Annotated in this window: 16 protein-coding genes; 7 read left to right on the top strand and 9 right to left on the bottom strand. The window is 66.6% G+C overall.

Features of this window, described 5'->3' with window-relative positions; genetic code table 11:
* Window positions 1–96 precede the first annotated feature (96 nt).
* Genes MYCSM_RS18820 through MYCSM_RS18805 form a run of 4 tightly spaced genes read right to left on the bottom strand, consistent with a single transcriptional unit; the run spans window position 97 to window position 3,072 of the window.
* Window positions 97–828, bottom strand: coding sequence for an adenosylcobinamide-GDP ribazoletransferase (locus MYCSM_RS18820; RefSeq protein ID WP_015307751.1), 732 nt, complete (start codon window positions 826–828; stop codon window positions 97–99).
* Window positions 825–1,862: a nicotinate-nucleotide--dimethylbenzimidazole phosphoribosyltransferase gene (cobT, locus tag MYCSM_RS18815; RefSeq protein ID WP_015307750.1), complete on the bottom strand. Its 1,038-nt coding sequence runs from the start codon at window positions 1,860–1,862 to the stop codon at window positions 825–827. The genes MYCSM_RS18820 and cobT overlap by 4 nt, the downstream gene beginning before the upstream one ends.
* Window positions 1,859–2,392, bottom strand: a complete 534-nt coding sequence (locus MYCSM_RS18810) for a bifunctional adenosylcobinamide kinase/adenosylcobinamide-phosphate guanylyltransferase (RefSeq protein ID WP_041314397.1) — start codon at window positions 2,390–2,392, stop codon at window positions 1,859–1,861. The genes cobT and MYCSM_RS18810 overlap by 4 nt, the downstream gene beginning before the upstream one ends.
* 17 nt (window positions 2,393–2,409) lie before the next feature.
* Window positions 2,410–3,072, bottom strand: a complete 663-nt coding sequence (locus tag MYCSM_RS18805) for a DUF3043 domain-containing protein (protein ID WP_015307748.1) — start codon at window positions 3,070–3,072, stop codon at window positions 2,410–2,412.
* Between the two features lie 23 nt (window positions 3,073–3,095).
* Here MYCSM_RS18805 and MYCSM_RS18800 point away from each other — a divergent pair, with 23 nt between their 5' ends.
* Together MYCSM_RS18800 and MYCSM_RS18795 are read left to right on the top strand one after the other, a co-directional pair.
* The gene (locus MYCSM_RS18800; RefSeq protein WP_041314393.1) at window positions 3,096–4,151 is read left to right on the top strand and encodes a glycerate kinase family protein; all 1,056 of its coding nucleotides are present in this window, start codon (window positions 3,096–3,098) and stop codon (window positions 4,149–4,151) included.
* Between the two features lie 81 nt (window positions 4,152–4,232).
* Window positions 4,233–4,589 (top strand): HesB/IscA family protein, encoded by a 357-nt coding sequence (locus MYCSM_RS18795; protein WP_015307746.1) that lies wholly within the window; start codon window positions 4,233–4,235, stop codon window positions 4,587–4,589.
* 1 nt (window position 4,590) lies between these two features.
* On the opposite strand, the gene MYCSM_RS18790 is transcribed toward MYCSM_RS18795, so the two are convergent.
* On the bottom strand, window positions 4,591–5,220 hold the full coding sequence (locus MYCSM_RS18790; protein WP_015307745.1) for an Rv0361 family membrane protein: 630 nt from the start codon (window positions 5,218–5,220) through the stop codon (window positions 4,591–4,593).
* 143 nt (window positions 5,221–5,363) lie between these two features.
* Here MYCSM_RS18790 and MYCSM_RS18785 point away from each other — a divergent pair, with 143 nt between their 5' ends.
* Window positions 5,364–6,335 carry a carbohydrate kinase family protein gene (locus tag MYCSM_RS18785; protein WP_015307744.1) on the top strand — a complete coding sequence of 324 codons (972 nt, stop codon included), beginning with the start codon at window positions 5,364–5,366 and terminating at the stop codon, window positions 6,333–6,335.
* On the opposite strand, the gene asnB is transcribed toward MYCSM_RS18785, so the two are convergent.
* Complete coding sequence (asnB, locus tag MYCSM_RS18780) at window positions 6,332–8,263, bottom strand: asparagine synthase (glutamine-hydrolyzing) (protein WP_015307743.1); 1,932 nt, start codon at window positions 8,261–8,263, stop codon at window positions 6,332–6,334. The two genes, MYCSM_RS18785 and asnB, sit on opposite strands and share 4 nt — an antisense overlap.
* A 104-nt stretch (window positions 8,264–8,367) precedes the next feature.
* Between asnB and ctaC the strand changes: the two genes are divergently transcribed.
* From ctaC to MYCSM_RS18760, 4 genes are all read left to right on the top strand, one after another.
* Window positions 8,368–9,402, top strand: coding sequence for an aa3-type cytochrome oxidase subunit II (gene ctaC / locus MYCSM_RS18775; RefSeq protein ID WP_015307742.1), 1,035 nt, complete (start codon window positions 8,368–8,370; stop codon window positions 9,400–9,402).
* 9 nt (window positions 9,403–9,411) lie between these two features.
* Window positions 9,412–9,831: a cytochrome c oxidase subunit 4 gene (locus MYCSM_RS18770; protein WP_015307741.1), complete on the top strand. Its 420-nt coding sequence runs from the start codon at window positions 9,412–9,414 to the stop codon at window positions 9,829–9,831.
* A 134-nt stretch (window positions 9,832–9,965) separates the two neighbouring features.
* Complete coding sequence (locus MYCSM_RS18765; RefSeq protein WP_015307740.1) at window positions 9,966–10,829, top strand: MmpS family transport accessory protein; 864 nt, start codon at window positions 9,966–9,968, stop codon at window positions 10,827–10,829.
* Entirely contained in the window at window positions 10,829–11,500 is a 672-nt protein-coding gene (locus MYCSM_RS18760; protein WP_015307739.1) for a DUF2561 family protein, read from the top strand. The genes MYCSM_RS18765 and MYCSM_RS18760 overlap by 1 nt, the downstream gene beginning before the upstream one ends.
* Window positions 11,501–11,523: 23 nt before the next feature.
* Here MYCSM_RS18760 and qcrB read toward each other — a convergent pair whose 3' ends face one another.
* Genes qcrB through qcrC form a run of 3 tightly spaced genes read right to left on the bottom strand, consistent with a single transcriptional unit; the run spans window position 11,524 to window position 15,247 of the window.
* Window positions 11,524–13,212, bottom strand: a complete 1,689-nt coding sequence (gene qcrB, locus MYCSM_RS18755) for a cytochrome bc1 complex cytochrome b subunit (RefSeq protein ID WP_015307738.1) — start codon at window positions 13,210–13,212, stop codon at window positions 11,524–11,526.
* The gene (qcrA, locus tag MYCSM_RS18750; protein WP_015307737.1) at window positions 13,209–14,414 is read right to left on the bottom strand and encodes a cytochrome bc1 complex Rieske iron-sulfur subunit; all 1,206 of its coding nucleotides are present in this window, start codon (window positions 14,412–14,414) and stop codon (window positions 13,209–13,211) included. The genes qcrB and qcrA overlap by 4 nt, the downstream gene beginning before the upstream one ends.
* On the bottom strand, window positions 14,411–15,247 hold the full coding sequence (qcrC, locus tag MYCSM_RS18745) for a cytochrome bc1 complex diheme cytochrome c subunit (protein ID WP_015307736.1): 837 nt from the start codon (window positions 15,245–15,247) through the stop codon (window positions 14,411–14,413). Before qcrC ends, qcrA begins: the two co-directional genes overlap by 4 nt.
* Window positions 15,248–15,282 lie beyond the last annotated feature (35 nt).

Here is a 15,282-nt window from a genome sequence, read left to right as displayed (position 1 = left end):
GTAACTCAGCGTGCGCAGATCTACCGACAACGTGCTCACAGTAGTCCCTTCGTGGCCCGATGCCACGAATTCGGTGGCACCGCAACACTACCCGAGCTATCCGGCGCTGACGGCCAGTCCGACAGCGGCCACCGTCGTCGTCACCTCGATCGCAGCGCCCAACACGTCGCCCGTGATGCCCCCGAATCGGTGCACGCAGTGCGCGACCAGCGCCACACCGCAGGCGACCGCGACGAGTACCGCCACCGGCCCCTGCCAGCGGCGCGGATCGGCAAGCGCCGCCAGCGCTGCGGTCGCGATGACCCAGAGCAGTGCCACCGCGACCGGTTGCGTGCCCGCTGCGTACGCGCCAAGCGAACTGCCCTGCGCCGCAGGCACCGAGCGCCTGCAGGCCGTGACGGCGGCAACCCGGCCCGCGGTGACAGCGACGACCACCGCGAGCACACCCAGATGCGTAAATGCCAGCGTCTGCAGCAGGATCGCGATCACCACGGCGGCCACGCCGAACGGCCCGGCCGAACCGTCGCGCATCACCTGCAGTGCGCGTTCCGGCGGTCCATAACAACCCAGTGCGTCGACGGTGTCGGACAGCCCGTCGATGTGCAGGCCGCGCGTGGCGAGCAGCAGGACGGCGACCGCGAGCGCCCCGCCAAGCGCGTTGCCGGCGCCGAATCCCAACGCCGATACCCAGACGACACCGCCTGCCAGCGCCCCGAGCGCGACGCCGACGACCGGCAACGCAGTGATGACGCCGCGGCTGACGCCGGCCGAGCTGCGTATCGGCAGGACGGTCGCAAACGCGAATGCGCCTGTGACCGAACGGATCACGTGCTGACGCCCGCCTCGTCGAAGGTGGCCATCGACGCCAGCGCGGCGACGGCTGCGCGCAAGATCGGCAGCGCGACCGCGGCTCCCGTGCCTTCGCCCAGCCGCATCCCCATGTCGATGATTGGCTCGAGGTCGAGGTGCTGCAGCGCGAGCGTGTGCGCCGGTTCGGTGGACCGGTGCCCGGCCTGCCACCACCGCCGCGCACCGGGCGCCAACCGGTCGGCCACCAACGCGGCAGCGGTCACCACCACGCCGTCGAGCAACACCGGTGTGCGGCGCACCGCGGCCTGAGCGCAGAACCCTGCCATCGCGGCGAAGTCTGCGCCACCGCAAACCCGCAGCAGCCCAACAGGATCCGACGCAAGTCCGCGGGCCCGGTACAGCGCGTCGCGGATTGCGGCGGTCTTACGTGCCCAGCCCGCATCGTCGATACCGGTGCCTCTTCCGACGACGGCGACGGGCTCGGAGCTTGTCAGTGCAGCGATCAAAGTGGTTGCTGCCGTGGTGTTTCCGATTCCCATATCGCCCGCGATCAACAGGTCGGCCCCGGAATCGACTTCCTCATCGGCGATGGTCCGGCCGGCCTCGATAGCGGCTGCCGCTTCCTCGGCGGACAGCGCATCCTCGACCGCGATGTTGCCGCTGCCACGGCGCACCTTGTGCGCACCGATCGAGGGCGACAGCGGCTCGGCCGCATCCACCGAGATGTCGACCACCCGCACGCTCGCCCCGGCCGTCTCGGCGAGCACGTTGATCGCGGCGCCGCCCGCGTCGAAGTTGGCCACCATTTGCGCGGTGACTTCTGCCGGATAGGCGGAAACGCCCGAGGAGGTGACGCCGTGGTCGCCGGCGAACACGACGACCCGCGGGCGTTGGAACTGCCGCGGGGGACACACTCCCTGACACGACGCCACCCACACCGACAGGTCCTCGAGCCTGCCGAGCGAACCGGGCGGCTTGGTCAGCCGGTCCTGGCGGGTGCGCGCCGCGGCGGCCACCTCAGCATCGGGCGGGGTGATGGTGAACTCGGTCACGAGGCAGCCTTCACGGTCAGGGGTTGCCCGGCGACGACGAGCACCACCTGGTCGCACAGGGTTGCCAACTGTTGATTGAGGCTGCCCAGCTCGTCGGCGAACCGACGGCCCGACGCCGTGGGCGGGACAACCGTCAGCCCGACTTCGGGGCTGACAAGTGCCAGTGGTGCGCCGAATGCGTCGACCGCGTCGATCAGGTCAGCCACGTCGGCCGTCACCGAGCCCACAGTCCATGCGTCGCGGCGGTCCATCGCCGCTGTCAGCCAACCACCCATGTCATCGACGAGCGTCGGCGTCGCGGCCTGCGCACGCAATTGCCTTGCCACGTCGGGTGTTTCGACCGTCGACCAATGCGATGGGCGGCGGGCCCGATGGGCCGCGATGCGCGCCGACCAGTCGGCGTCATCATCGGGCGCGGCGCCGGTGGCCAGGTAACACACCTGCTGCCCGGCGCCGGCCGAATCGGCGATAGCCGTTTCCGCCCACCGCGATTTACCCGACCTGATACCCCCGAGCACCAGTGTGCGCACGGGGCGGTCAGGCGGCATCAAGAGACACTGTCGCCGCGATTGACCTGCGGCCGCGGCGCGCGCATCCGGCGCAATTGCGAGGCCCGGCTGGCGGCGTAAAAGCCGAGCTTCCAACCACTTTCGGTGTTATCGGGGAACTTTGTGTCGACGAGCTTGTTCACCTTGCGGCCAAGGAACAAGGCGTCGATCAGCATGATGACGATGAGTACCGGCATGGCGAACGAGAGCGGTAGCTGCACCGCGGGCGACGGGACCGACAGCATGATGAAGATCAAGCCCAGTGCCGCGGGCATGAACAGCCCGAGCAGATTTCGGCGCGAGTCCACCACGTCACGAACGAAGCGGCGCACCGGGCCCTTGTCGCGCGGCAGCAGGTAGGCGTCCTCGCCCGCCATCATTTTTTCGCGGCGTTCGGCCATGTCGGCACGGCGTGCGGTGCTGGCTGCCTTTTTCTCCTCGCGAGTGAGCTTCGCGCCCGTCTCCTTGCGGCGCTTGCGCGCTTCCGCGGCGGTCATCGGGGCGGGCGCGATCGGGCCACGCTTACCTTGGTCGCGTTTCGGGGTCGGCCTGCCCTTGGGAGCCGTACCGGCGCGCTGCGGGGTCGCGTCGACCGCGGAGTCGGCCTCGTCGGCGGCCTTGTCCAAGTCCGAGTTGTCTTTCTTGCGGCCCAGCAGCTTCACGGGTGCCAGATTAGTCTGCCGTGGTGCATGTGTTGATCGCGCCCGACTGCTACGGCGACAGCCTCACAGCGGTCGAGGCCGCCGAGGCGATTGCACACGGTTGGCGGCGCGGCCGCCCCGACGATGCGCTGACGCTGGCCCCCCAGTCCGACGGCGGCCCTGGCTTCGTCGGCGTGCTGGCGGGCCGGGTCGGCGAGGTGCACACCCTGCGCGTCAGAGGACCACTGACCGACGAGGTGTCCGCGGAGTGGGTGCTCGACCCGGACCCGCCGCGGACGGCCTACATCGAATGCGCACAGACCTGCGGGCTGGGCCTGCTGGGCGGCCCGCCGACCGTGCAGACCGCGCTGGCCGCGCACAGTCGCGGCGTCGGTCAGCTGATCGCGGCGGCAGTGGCAGCCGGCGCAGGGCGCATCGTCGTCGGGCTGGGCGGCAGCAGCTGCACCGACGGCGGGCGGGGCCTGATCGAGGAGCTTGGCGGGCTCGCGAAGGGTCGCGAGCTGCTGGCGGACGTCGAACTCATTGCCGCCACCGACGTCGAGCACCCGCTGCTCGGGCCGATGGGCGCCGCGGCGGTATTCGGACCGCAGAAGGGCGCCGACCCCGACACCGTGCGCGTCCTCGAGCAGCGACTCAGTGACTGGGCGGTGCAACTCAACGCGGCGGCGGGTCGCCCCGTCAGCGAGGAACGGGGTGCGGGGGCAGCGGGAGGCATCGGCGCCGGGTTGCTCGCGCTGGGCGGCCGACGCGAATCCGGCGCCGCGATCATCGCCGAACACACCCGGCTGGCCGACGACATCGCCGCCGCCGAGCTGGTGATCACGGGCGAAGGCCGATTCGACGACCAATCGTTGCACGGCAAGGTGGTCAGCGCGCTGGCCGCGGGCGCGCGGTCGCATCAGATCCCGGTGCTGGTGCTCGCAGGCCAGGTCACCCTCGACGAGGCGGCGCTGGCCGACGCCGGCATCGCGGCCGCCTACTCCATCACCGACCACGCGGGGTCTGTGAAACTGGCCATCTCCGATGCGGCTAACCAACTCGAAGAGTTGGCCCAGGTGACCGCGACGACCTGGGGATAAATCGGGAATAGGGCCGAAACAAGGTACCGTTGAAGGAGTGGACCCAACGGTCTACCCACGAACATGCACAGGGGAGATGTAATGACTGTTCAGGACGAGACGGCCACCAGCACCCACGGCGCAATCCTCACCGACGCCGCCGCCGCCAAGGCCAAGGCGCTGCTGGATCAGGAAGGTCGTGACGACCTGGCGCTGCGCATTGCCGTCCAACCGGGCGGGTGCGCCGGCCTGCGCTACAACCTCTTCTTCGATGACCGCTCCCTAGACGGTGACCTGATTTCGGAGTTCGGCGGCGTCAAGCTCACTGTTGACCGGATGAGCGCCCCTTACATCCAGGGCGCCACGATCGACTTCGTCGACACCATCGAGAAGCAGGGCTTCACCATCGACAACCCGAACGCCACCGGCTCCTGCGCCTGCGGCGACTCGTTCAACTGATTCAGTACTGACCGGCCGTCCGCGGCAGGTACGAACACACCAGGGTCTCGTTGTCCTGAGCCAGCACCTGAGCGACGGCCTGTTGTTCCTCGTCTTTTGGCGCTTGGGTGCGGGTCGACCCGCTCGCGGGAGCCACTTTCATGGTGAACAGCACCTGCGCCTGATTGGGCGACAACAGCACCATCTTGTCGATCGACGTCACCTCGGCTTGGCTGTACTGCTTCCGGAACGCGTCGCTGCTGAGGCTGGCCAGCGCGAGATCTGAGCGGTGCTCCTTGACCGCGTCGTACAGCCCGCACAACGTGTGGCGCGCGACGGTTTGATCGTCGCCCTTCGACAGCGCATTCAGATACTCCTGGATCGCGGCCTTGACCGACGCGTCGGTCAACGCCGTGTGGCCGGAGGCGTTGTCATTGCGCGACGCGAAAACAATTGCGCCGATTAATGCTGCGACCACAACAACCGCCGCCACCACCGCGACGATCGGCCACCAGCGCCGTTTCGGATATCGCAACGGCGGTGGCAGCATCGCAGGATAGGGCGACGGCACATTTTCGGGATAAGGCTGCGGGGGATACCTTTGCGGGCCGACCGGTCCAGCGCCGTATTCGGGCGGGTACTGGCCAGTCATATATTTGCTCCCCCGAGATGTGTTGAGGAATTTGCCTGTCTACAGTGACCGGGCGGGCACTTGTAGGCAGGTTAGCGCACTGCCTGCGAGCATCCCCTGGGTAAGATTATCTAGACGGTTTAATAAATGAAGGGTGACGTTTCGTGACCATTGCGGTGACCGGATCGATTGCGACCGACCATCTCATGCGTTTTCCGGGCCGGTTCAGCGAGCAGCTCCTGCCCGATCACCTGCAGAAGGTGTCGTTGAGCTTCCTCGTCGATGATCTGGTCATCCACCGCGGCGGCGTGGCGGGCAACATGGCGTTCGCGATCGGCGTGCTCGGCGGAGACGTCGCACTGGTCGGCGCCGCTGGCAAGGACTTCGAGGACTACCGGCAGTGGCTGACGGCGCACGGCGTGGACTGCGACAGCGTGCTGATCTCCGACTCGGCGTACACCGCGCGATTCGTCTGCACCACCGATGAGGTGATGGCGCAGCTGGCCTCCTTTTACCCGGGGGCGATGTCGGAGGCCCGCAACATCAAGCTGGCAGACGTCGTATCACGAACGGGCGCAACCGATCTGGTGATCATCGGCGCCAACGACCCTGACGCCATGTTCCTGCACACCGAGGAGTGCCGCAAGCTGGGTCTTGCGTTCGCCGCCGATCCCAGCCAGCAACTCGCCCGGCTGTCTGCCGAGCAGATCCGCCAGCTGATCGACGGGGCGACCTACCTGTTCACCAACGACTACGAATGGGACCTGCTGCTGCAGAAGTCCGAGTGGTCGGAGGCAGAGGTGATGCGCCAGATCGAAATGCGCATCACGACGTTGGGGGAGAAGGGTGTCGACATCGTCGGCCGCGACGGCACCTTCGTCCACGTCGACGTTGTGCCCGAGACCCACAAGGACGATCCGACCGGTATCGGCGACGCGTTCCGTGCCGGCTTCCTCACCGGCCGCAGCGCCGGGCTGAGCCTCGAGCGGTCCGCGCAGCTCGCATCGATGGTCGCCACGCTGGTGCTGGAGGCACCAGGTCCGCAGGAGTGGACGTGGGACAAGGAAGCTGCCGTGAAGCGGTTGTCCGACGCCTACGGTCCCGAGGCAGGCGCGGAGATCGGCGCAGCCCTTTAGAGCTGGACGGGGTAGGTCGGCTCGCTGATCTGTGGCGTCACACTGTGCTCGACGAAGATGGCGTGCCACAACATGAAGATCAGCACCGTCCACAGCCTTCGGCTGTGATCGCTTGCGCCGGTCCGGTGTTCATCAAGCATGGCCCGCACCGCCGCAAGGTCGACATGCTCGCCTGCCTGTGACGCGGCGATGATGGCATACGCCCAGTCCATCAATTCGCCGGCGCGCAGCCAGTGTCGGATCGGGACGGGGAAGCCCAGCTTGGGCCGGTTCAGCACATGGGCGGGAACTATGGGCTCCAGCGCCTTGCGCAGTGCGAATTTCGTTGTGGCCCTTGTGATTTTCTGATCAGCCGGCAGCCGGGATGCGACCGCGAACACCTCGGGATCCAGGAAGGGCACCCGCAGTTCGAGTGAATTGGCCATCGTCATCTTGTCGGCCTTGACCAGGATGTCGCCGCGCAGCCAGGTGAACAGGTCGATGTGCTGCATGCGCGCCACCGGGTCCCACCCGTCGGAGGTGGCGTAGACCGGCGCGGTGATGTCGGTGTGCGTCCATTCTTCGCGGAAGCCCGGCAGCACCGCGCGCAATTGGGCGTCGGAGAAGCTGCGCGCGTTGCCGTAGTAGCGCTCTTCGAGGGTCAGCGAGCCGCGGTGCAGCAGGCTCTTGCCGCGCATGCCCTCCGGCAATGGCTTGGACGCCTTGCCAAGCGACCGGCGAACCGGCCGCGGCAGGAGGTCGAAAGGCTTCAGCGACAACGGTTCCCGGTAAATGGTGTAGCCGCCGAACAGCTCGTCGGCGCCTTCACCGGACAGCACCACCTTGACGTGTTTGCGCGCCTCGCGGGCAATGAAATACAGCGGTACCAGAGCCGGGTCGGCGACGGGTTCGTCCAGATACCAGACGATTTTGGGCAGGGCGGCGACGAACTCGGCCTGGTTGACCACCTTCGTCACATGTCGTGCGCCGATTGCCTCGGCCGAGGCCACCGCGACGTCGACCTCGGAGAAGCCCTCCCGCTCGAAACCGGTGGTGAAGGTGATCAGCCTCGGGTTGTGCCGCATCGCCAGCGCCGCGATCGCGGTGGAGTCGATGCCACCCGATAAGAACGCGCCGACCGTCACGTCGGCCCGCATGTGCTTGGCGACCGAATCCTCCAGCACCGAGGTGATCTCGTCGTAGCGGCCCTGCTGACTTCCGTTCACGAACGGCACAGCAGCGAACCGCGGGGTGAAGTAACGGGTCACTTCCGGTGGCTTGCCCTGCCGCACACGGGCATAGCTCCCGGATTCCAGCCGCCTGATGCCGCGGTGCAGCGTCTCGGGTTCGGGCACGTACTGCAGCACCGTGTAGTGCTGCACGGCCCTGGGATCGAGGGCGTCGTCGATTCCTATCGCCGCCGCCAGGTCCAGTAGGCACTTCTTCTCGCTGCCCACCACCGTGCCGCCGGAACCCGTCGCCATGAACAGCGGCTTGATCCCGAAAGGATCACGCGCGCAGAGCATTTCCTGCTCGAAGGTGTCCCACAGTGCGAACGCGAACATACCGCGAAGCCGGGTCAGCGCGTCGGTGCCCCAGTAGTGGTAGGCCGCGACGATGGCCTCGCCGTCACCGTCGGTGTGAAACACGGCGCCGAAATCGGAGCGCAATACTTCGCGTAATTCCAGGTAGTTGTAGATCTCGCCGTTGAAGACGAGCACATAGCGGTCCGGAGACTCCTCGGGGCCCCAGCGCAACGGTTGATGACTGTGCGCGATGTCGATGATCGACAGCCGGTTGAAGCCCAACACGACGTGGTCATCGGACCAGGTGCCCGGTTCGTCCGGACCGCGGTGGCGCATGAGGTGCGAGGCGCCGGAGACGGCGTCGACCAGCGCGTCCGTGACGTCAGCGGACGGGTCGGTCAGCAGGGCCAGCAGTCCGCACACCGGGCCAGTATGCCGAATGCTGAGGTGTAGTGAGACCGGCACCTGGCGGTGGTCTACGCTGCGTAGTATTCGCCTGGTCCACCGACTTCGTAGGAGGCTCCGACGTGGCACCTCGCCGCCTGAAGGTGTTGGCGTTGTCAGTCGTCCTGGGTGGCACGGCTGTGCTGCTCAGCGGGTGCAGCTGGTCTGAGGTGGCCGGCCTGGGGTGGCCCGAAGGCATCACGCCCGAAGCGCATGTGAACCGGGAGCTCTGGATCGGCTCACTGATCGCGGCGCTCGTCGTCGGTGTGATCGTCTGGGGCCTGATCTTCTGGAGTTCGGCGTTTCACCGCCACAAGAAGGGCGACACGGAGCTGCCGCGCCAGTTCGGCTACAACATGCCGCTGGAGCTGGTGCTCACCGTCACGCCGTTCCTGATCATCTCTGTGCTCTTCTACTTCACCGTGGTGGTGCAGGAGAAGATGTTGCACAAGGACCCCAATCCCGAGGTCGTGATCGACGTCACCGCATTCCAGTGGAACTGGAAGTTCGGCTACCAGAAGATCAACTTCGGCGACGGCACCTTCACCTACGACGGCGCCGACCCCGAGCGTAAGAAGGCGATGCTGTCGAAGCCCGAGGGTGTCGACAAGCACGGCGAGGAAATCGTCGGCGCCGTGCGCGGGCTCAACCCCGAGGACCGTCAGTACCTGAACTTCGACAAGGTCGAGACACTGGGCAGCTCCACCGAGATTCCAATCCTGGTGCTGCCCACCGGCAAGCGCATCGAGTTCCAGATCGCCTCGGCCGACGTGATTCACGCGTTCTGGGTGCCGGAGTTCCTGTTCAAGCGCGACGTGATGCCCGATCCGAAGGCGAATCACTCCGACAACGTCTTCCAGGTCAGCGAGATCAACAAGACCGGTGCGTTCGTCGGCCGGTGCGCGGAGATGTGCGGCACCTACCACTCGATGATGAATTTCGAGGTGCGCGTGGTGGAGCCCAACGACTTCAAGGCCTATCTGCAGCAGCGCATGGCCGGCAAGACCAACGCCGAGGCGCTGCAGGCCATCAATCAGTCGCCGACCGCGATCACCACGCATCCGTTCGATACTCGCCGGGGTGAACAGGCCGGCGTGCCAGCGCAAGCCAGCAAGTAGGGACATCAGATGCACATCGAAGCCAGATTGTTCGAGTTCCTGACAGCGTTCTTCATCCTCGCGGCGGTGGTGTATGCGGTGCTGACCGCGATGTTCCAGTACGGCGGCGTGGAGTGGGCGGGCACCACCGCGCTGGTGTTGACGTCCGGCCTGACCTTGATCACCGGGACGTTCTTCCGGTTCGTGGCCCGCAGGCTCGACACCCGGCCCGAGGACTACGAGGACGCGGAGATCAGTGACGGCGCCGGCGAGCTGGGCTTCTACAGCCCGCACAGCTGGTGGCCGGTGGCCATTGCGCTGTCCGCGTCGGTCACCGCCGTCGGCGTCGCACTGTGGCTGCCCTGGCTGATCGCGGCGGGCGTCTGCTTCGTGCTTTCGACGGCCGCGGGCCTGGTCTTCGAGTACTACACCGGCCCTGAAAAGCACTGACCCCAAAAGGTCACAATCGGGACAACAGTTCGCCCGCTAACCGCGCTGTGAGATTCGTTCACGCGGTCGCTTTGGGTAGTGTTGCCGGGGCACGGTCAACCGCGCCGCAGATGTAGTCGAGAAGGATAGGCGTAATGAGCGGGCCCCCAGGATCGGACGAAGGGGCGGAATTCGCCCCAGGTCAGGAGCCGGGCGACAAGTCCATCCCGGACCAGTCGGCGGCACCCGAGACCGGTGAAACGGAGTTCTACTCGCAGGCCTATTCCGCGCCGGAGTCCGAACAGTTCACCAGCGGCCCCTACGTGCCCGCGGACTCGTCGCTCTACGACTACGACAGCTATAACCCAGCCCCCGAACTGGTCGACCCGGAGCGCCCCCCGCGCTGGCCGTGGGTGGTCGGCGTGGCAGCCATTGTCGCCGCAATCGCGCTCGTCGCCTCCGTGTCGGTGCTGGTGACCCGGACCGACACCAACAACCTCGCGACCCCCGCGACGACCACGAGCCCACCGCCGCCAGTGCAGGACGAGATCACCACGACGACCCCGCCGCCTCCACCGCCGCCACCGCCGACGACGCAGGCGCCACCGCCGCCCCCGCCGGAGACCGTCACGGTGACGCAGGAGCCGTCGCCGCCGCCCCCTCCGCCGGCGGCCGAGGCGCCGCCTCCGCCTCCACCTGCGACCACGGCTGCGCCACCACCCCCGCCGACGTCGACCACCCCGGCGGGGCCGCGACAGGTCACCTATTCGGTCACTGGCACGAAGGCGCCCGGTGACATCATCACCGTCACCTACATCGACGCCTCGGGCCGCAGTCGCACCCAGCGCAATGTGTACATTCCGTGGTCGCTGACGGTGACGCCGATCTCGCAGTCCGAAGTCGGCTCGGTGCAGGCGTCGAGCCTGTTCCTGGTGAGCCGGCTCAATTGCTCGATCACGACGAGTGACGGCACGGTGCTCTCGTCGAATACCAACAATGCCGCGCAGACAAGCTGCTGATGCCTGAAGACCCCACCACCGCGGGCCGTTCGCGGTTGCGTACCGGCCTGGATACCGCCGAATTCGACCGCACCGACCGCATTTTGCTTGGTGCCTGCGCCGCCGTCTGGCTGATCGCCCTTGGCGCGGGAGTCGCGGCGACGGTGGCGCTCGTCGACCTGGGAAACGGGCATGCGCAGTCCACGGGGGAGTCCGACACCCCTTGGCTGCTGTATGTCGTGATCGCGATCTCCGCCGTGGTGATCATCGGCGCGGTGCCGCTGCTGCTGCGGGCGCGCCGCGCTGCGCTCGAAGAGCCGCCGCCGCGTGCGCGAGCCCCGATGCGGGCCGCCCCGGCCGCTCCGGCGCGTGGTGCTGAGGCCCCGACGGAGAAGATCCGAATCGGCGCGACGACTTCCGCCGGCCTCAGCTATCCCACGCGTGAGGCCATTCGTCCGCAGCCAAATCCGCTGGCGGCTGCGGTGGACCAGCTTTGGCTGCGGTGCGCCGTGGTCATTGCGATCGCGATGGGTGTCGCGATGGTCGCCATCGGCATCGCGACTTATCTGATGGCCGTTGACCACAACGCGGTCGCGTGGGCGCTCTACATCCTCGCCGGCATCGTCACGTTGGGGATGCCCGCGATCCCGTGGTTCTATTTGCGCGAGCTGCGCGCGTTGTTGGCGCAATAACCCACGAACACCAACCTAGGCCTCTAGTGGTGGCCGTTCGTCTGGCCGTTACCGGAGCCGTTGCGCTCCTGGTGCTCACGCAATGCGGTGAGCGCCTTGCGTTCTGACGCATGCGCGGCTTCCGTCAACGCCTCGTTCTCGGAGAGCGGGTCGGCGGTCAGGAAGCTGCCGCTACCCGGCGCGCCGGCCGAGCCCAGCTTGTTCATCCGCTTGGGCACCGCTGCGCCCTGGTACTCCAACGGAATCGGATGGCCATGCTCATCGACCGGTCCGAGCGGCTGGTGCAGCTCGATGTAGGCGCCATGCGGTAGGCGCTTGATGATGCCGGTCTCGATGCCGTGCTCGAGCACCGCACGGTCGCTGCGTTGCAGGCCGACACACCACCGGTAGGCGATGTAGTAGACGATCGCCGGCAGCACCACCATGCCGATGCGTGCGATCCACGTCGTCGCATTGAGGGAGATGTGGAACTTCCACGCGATGACATCGTTCATCGCCGCCAGAGTCAGCACCATATAGAACGCGATCGCCATCGCACCGATCGCGGTGCGCACCGGCACATCTCGCGGTCGTTGCAACAGATTGTGGTGAGCCCTGTCGCCGGTCACCTTCTGCTCGATGAACGGGTAGGCGATCAGCAGGGTGAACACCAGGCCCATGCCCACCGCCACGCCGACGACGGCGGGGATGGTGTGGCCGAACGGATAGAACTCCCACGGCGGCCAGATACGGGCCAGGCCCTCGGTCCACATCATGTAGAAGTCGGGCTGGCTTCCTGCCGACACCTGGGATGGCTTGTAGGGGCCTAACTGCCAGATCGGGTTGATCTGCAGCAGGCCGCCCATCAGGCCGAGGATGCCGGTGGTCATCGCGAAGAACGCGCCGGACTTGACGGCGAAGACCGGCATCACCCGGACGCCGACGACGTTGCGCTCGGTGCGGCCGGGGCCGGGGAACTGGGTGTGCTTCTGGAACCACACCAGAGCAAGGTGAACACCGATGAGCGCCAGGATGATTCCGGGGATCAACAGGATGTGCAGCGCGTACATCCGGGGCAACAGCACACCGTCCGCGGAGCACTGGTATCCCACCCCGCCGCACGGGAAGTCGCCACCGAACAGCGCCCAGTGCATCCAGGTGCCGACCACCGGAATGCCCATCGTGATCGAGGACAGCGCGGCGCGCAGGCCGATGCCGGACAGCAGGTCGTCGGGCAGCGAGTAGCCGAAGTACCCCTCGAACATCGACAGGATCAACAGCAACGAGCCGATCACCCAGTTGGCTTCACGCGGCCGCCGGAAGGCGCCGGTGAAGAAGATGCGGGCAAGGTGCACCATGATCGCCGCGGAGAACATCAGCGCCGCCCAGTGGTGAACCTGCCGGACGAACAGACCGCCGCGCACCTCGAAACTGATGTCGAGGGTGGAGGCGAAGGCCTTGGACATCTCGACACCGCGCAGCGGCTGATACACGCCGTTGTAGGTGACCTCGGCCATCGACGCGTCGAAAAACAGCGTCAGGTACACGCCGGTGATCAACAGCACGATGAACGAATACAGTGCGATCTCACCCAGCAGGAAGGACCAATGGGTGGGAAATACCTTGTTCAGCTGGCGACGCACCGCCGCCGAGGGGTGATACCGCGAATCGATCGCATCGCCTTGTGCGGCAGCGATTTCAGCCAGATTCGGCTTCGGCAATGTCGGACTCATGACTTGCGCTCCCAGAATGCCGGTCCGACGGGTTCGATGAAGTCACCGTTGGCAACCAGGTACCCGTCTTGATCAATGGTGATGGGCAGCTGCGCCAAAGCGCGCGCAGCCGGACCGAATATGGGCCTCGCGAAGTGCAACGCGTCGAACTGCGACTGGTGGCACGGGCAGAGGATTCGATAGGTCTGTTGCTCGTAAAGCGAAGAGGGGCAACCCAAGTGCGAGCACACCTTGGTGAACGCGAACAGCTCGCCGAAGTTGAAGCTTTCCTGGCCCTTGCGCTTGACCACTCTGGGCATGTCGACCGGCTTGATGCGGATCAGCATCACCGGGTTGCGCACACCCATCGCGATCTCCGAAAGCCGTTCGTGTGACTCGACAGTGGTGCCGTCGCCGTCGGACTCGCGCCACGGGAACACCGTCTCCATGCCACCGGCGTCGATGTCTTCAGGGCGCATCTTCACGAATGGCGATTCGCCGGGCCTGCCGGTCGCGCGGGCCATGTAGATGGTTTCGCCCTTGAATCGCGGGGTCCAACCCGACGTCCACAGCACGGCCTTCTTGCCGTCCGCCGTCTGCACCACCGGCTTCCACGGGTTCTTGATCAGCCCACCCATGAATGCGACTAGCGTGCCGAGGCCGAAGGCACCAAGGCCGACGCCAAGCGAAAGGCCAATCAGCTTGCGCCGCTTGATGGTTGACAACTCCAACGCATCAGTCAGGTTGGCCGCGACGGTTTTGCGGTGGATCTCGGGAGATGCGCCGTCGTGGCGTTCCTGGATCGAGATCTCCTCGGGGATGAACTTCTTCTGGAACAACACCGCACCGATGCCGATCGCCAGAATCGACAGCCCGAAGGTCAAGCCGTAAAGCGGGGTGGCCAGGTCGTACCACCAGTGTCCCGGATCGCCGCCGCCCTTGTACTCCCACGGCCAGAACAAGAAGATCAGCAACAGTGCCAGACCCGAAAGTCCGCCCAGCAGAAGCCAATACGCAACCGAACGCTCGGCGCGCTTCTCGGCCTTGGTACCGGCGACCGGCCAGCGGTCTTCCTTGAAGACGGTGTCGACGCCGTCGAGCTTGCCGCCCAGGTCGACGAGCTGCTCACGGGACATCGAAGCAAGTTCAGCGTCGGTCGGCTGCCCGGGCGCGCCCTGCTGGCCCGCGGTGTCGGTGCCCTTGATGTCTGACGTTTCGCTCATGCCCGCGCTCCGATCCACAGCGCCGCGCCGATGACGGCCACGATGCCGATAATCCACATCGCCATGCCCTCCGACGACGGTCCGAAGCCGCCAAGGCCGTAGCCGCCCGGGTCAGGCGCCTCGGTCGCCATCCGGACATAGGCCACGATGTCCTTCTTCTGTTCAGGGGAGAGCTGCCGGTCGGAGAACTTCGGCATGTTCTGCGGACCGGTCAACATCGCGGTGTAGATCTGCGCGGGCTCGGCCTCCGAGAGGTCGGGTGCGTACTTGCCCGATGACAGCGCGCCGCCCTTGCCGGTGAAGTTGTGGCACGACGCGCAGTTGAGCCGGAACAGGTCGCCGCCGCGGGCCACATCGGAGCCGAGCAGGGAATGCTGGGCGATGGCCCCGTTGTTATCGCGGGGAACCGTTGGGCCACCGCCGTTGGCCTGCACGTAGGCGCCAAGCGCGTCGATCTGCGACTCGTCGAAGATCGGTGGCTTGCGGGCCGCCTGAGCCTCACCGCGCATCGCGGGCATCCGGCCGGTCGACACCTGGAAGTAGACGGCCGCCTCACCGACGCCGATCAAGCTGGGCCCGCGGTCCGGCACGCCTTGCAGGTTGACGCCGTGGCAGCTGACACACGAGGTGTCGAACAGCTGCTTGCCGGTGCGCAGCAACGCCGACGACGACTCGTCGGCGACCGCGACCTGGGGTGTGGGGGTGAGGGTGGCCGCCAGGCCACCGGCGACTGCCAGTCCGACCAGCAGCAGCAGTGCTGCCGATAGACGCCGGCGCAGCCGACGGCGGTTCAATGTCGCCGGCCGTCCGGCTCCGCGGGACTTGTCGGTCATCGAACTCCTTCTAAACGGACGCATCGGCGAGACCC

The organism is Mycobacterium sp. JS623, assembly GCF_000328565.1.
Taxonomy (GTDB): domain Bacteria; phylum Actinomycetota; class Actinomycetes; order Mycobacteriales; family Mycobacteriaceae; genus Mycobacterium.
This window is presented reverse-complemented; position numbering and strand designations above follow the sequence as displayed.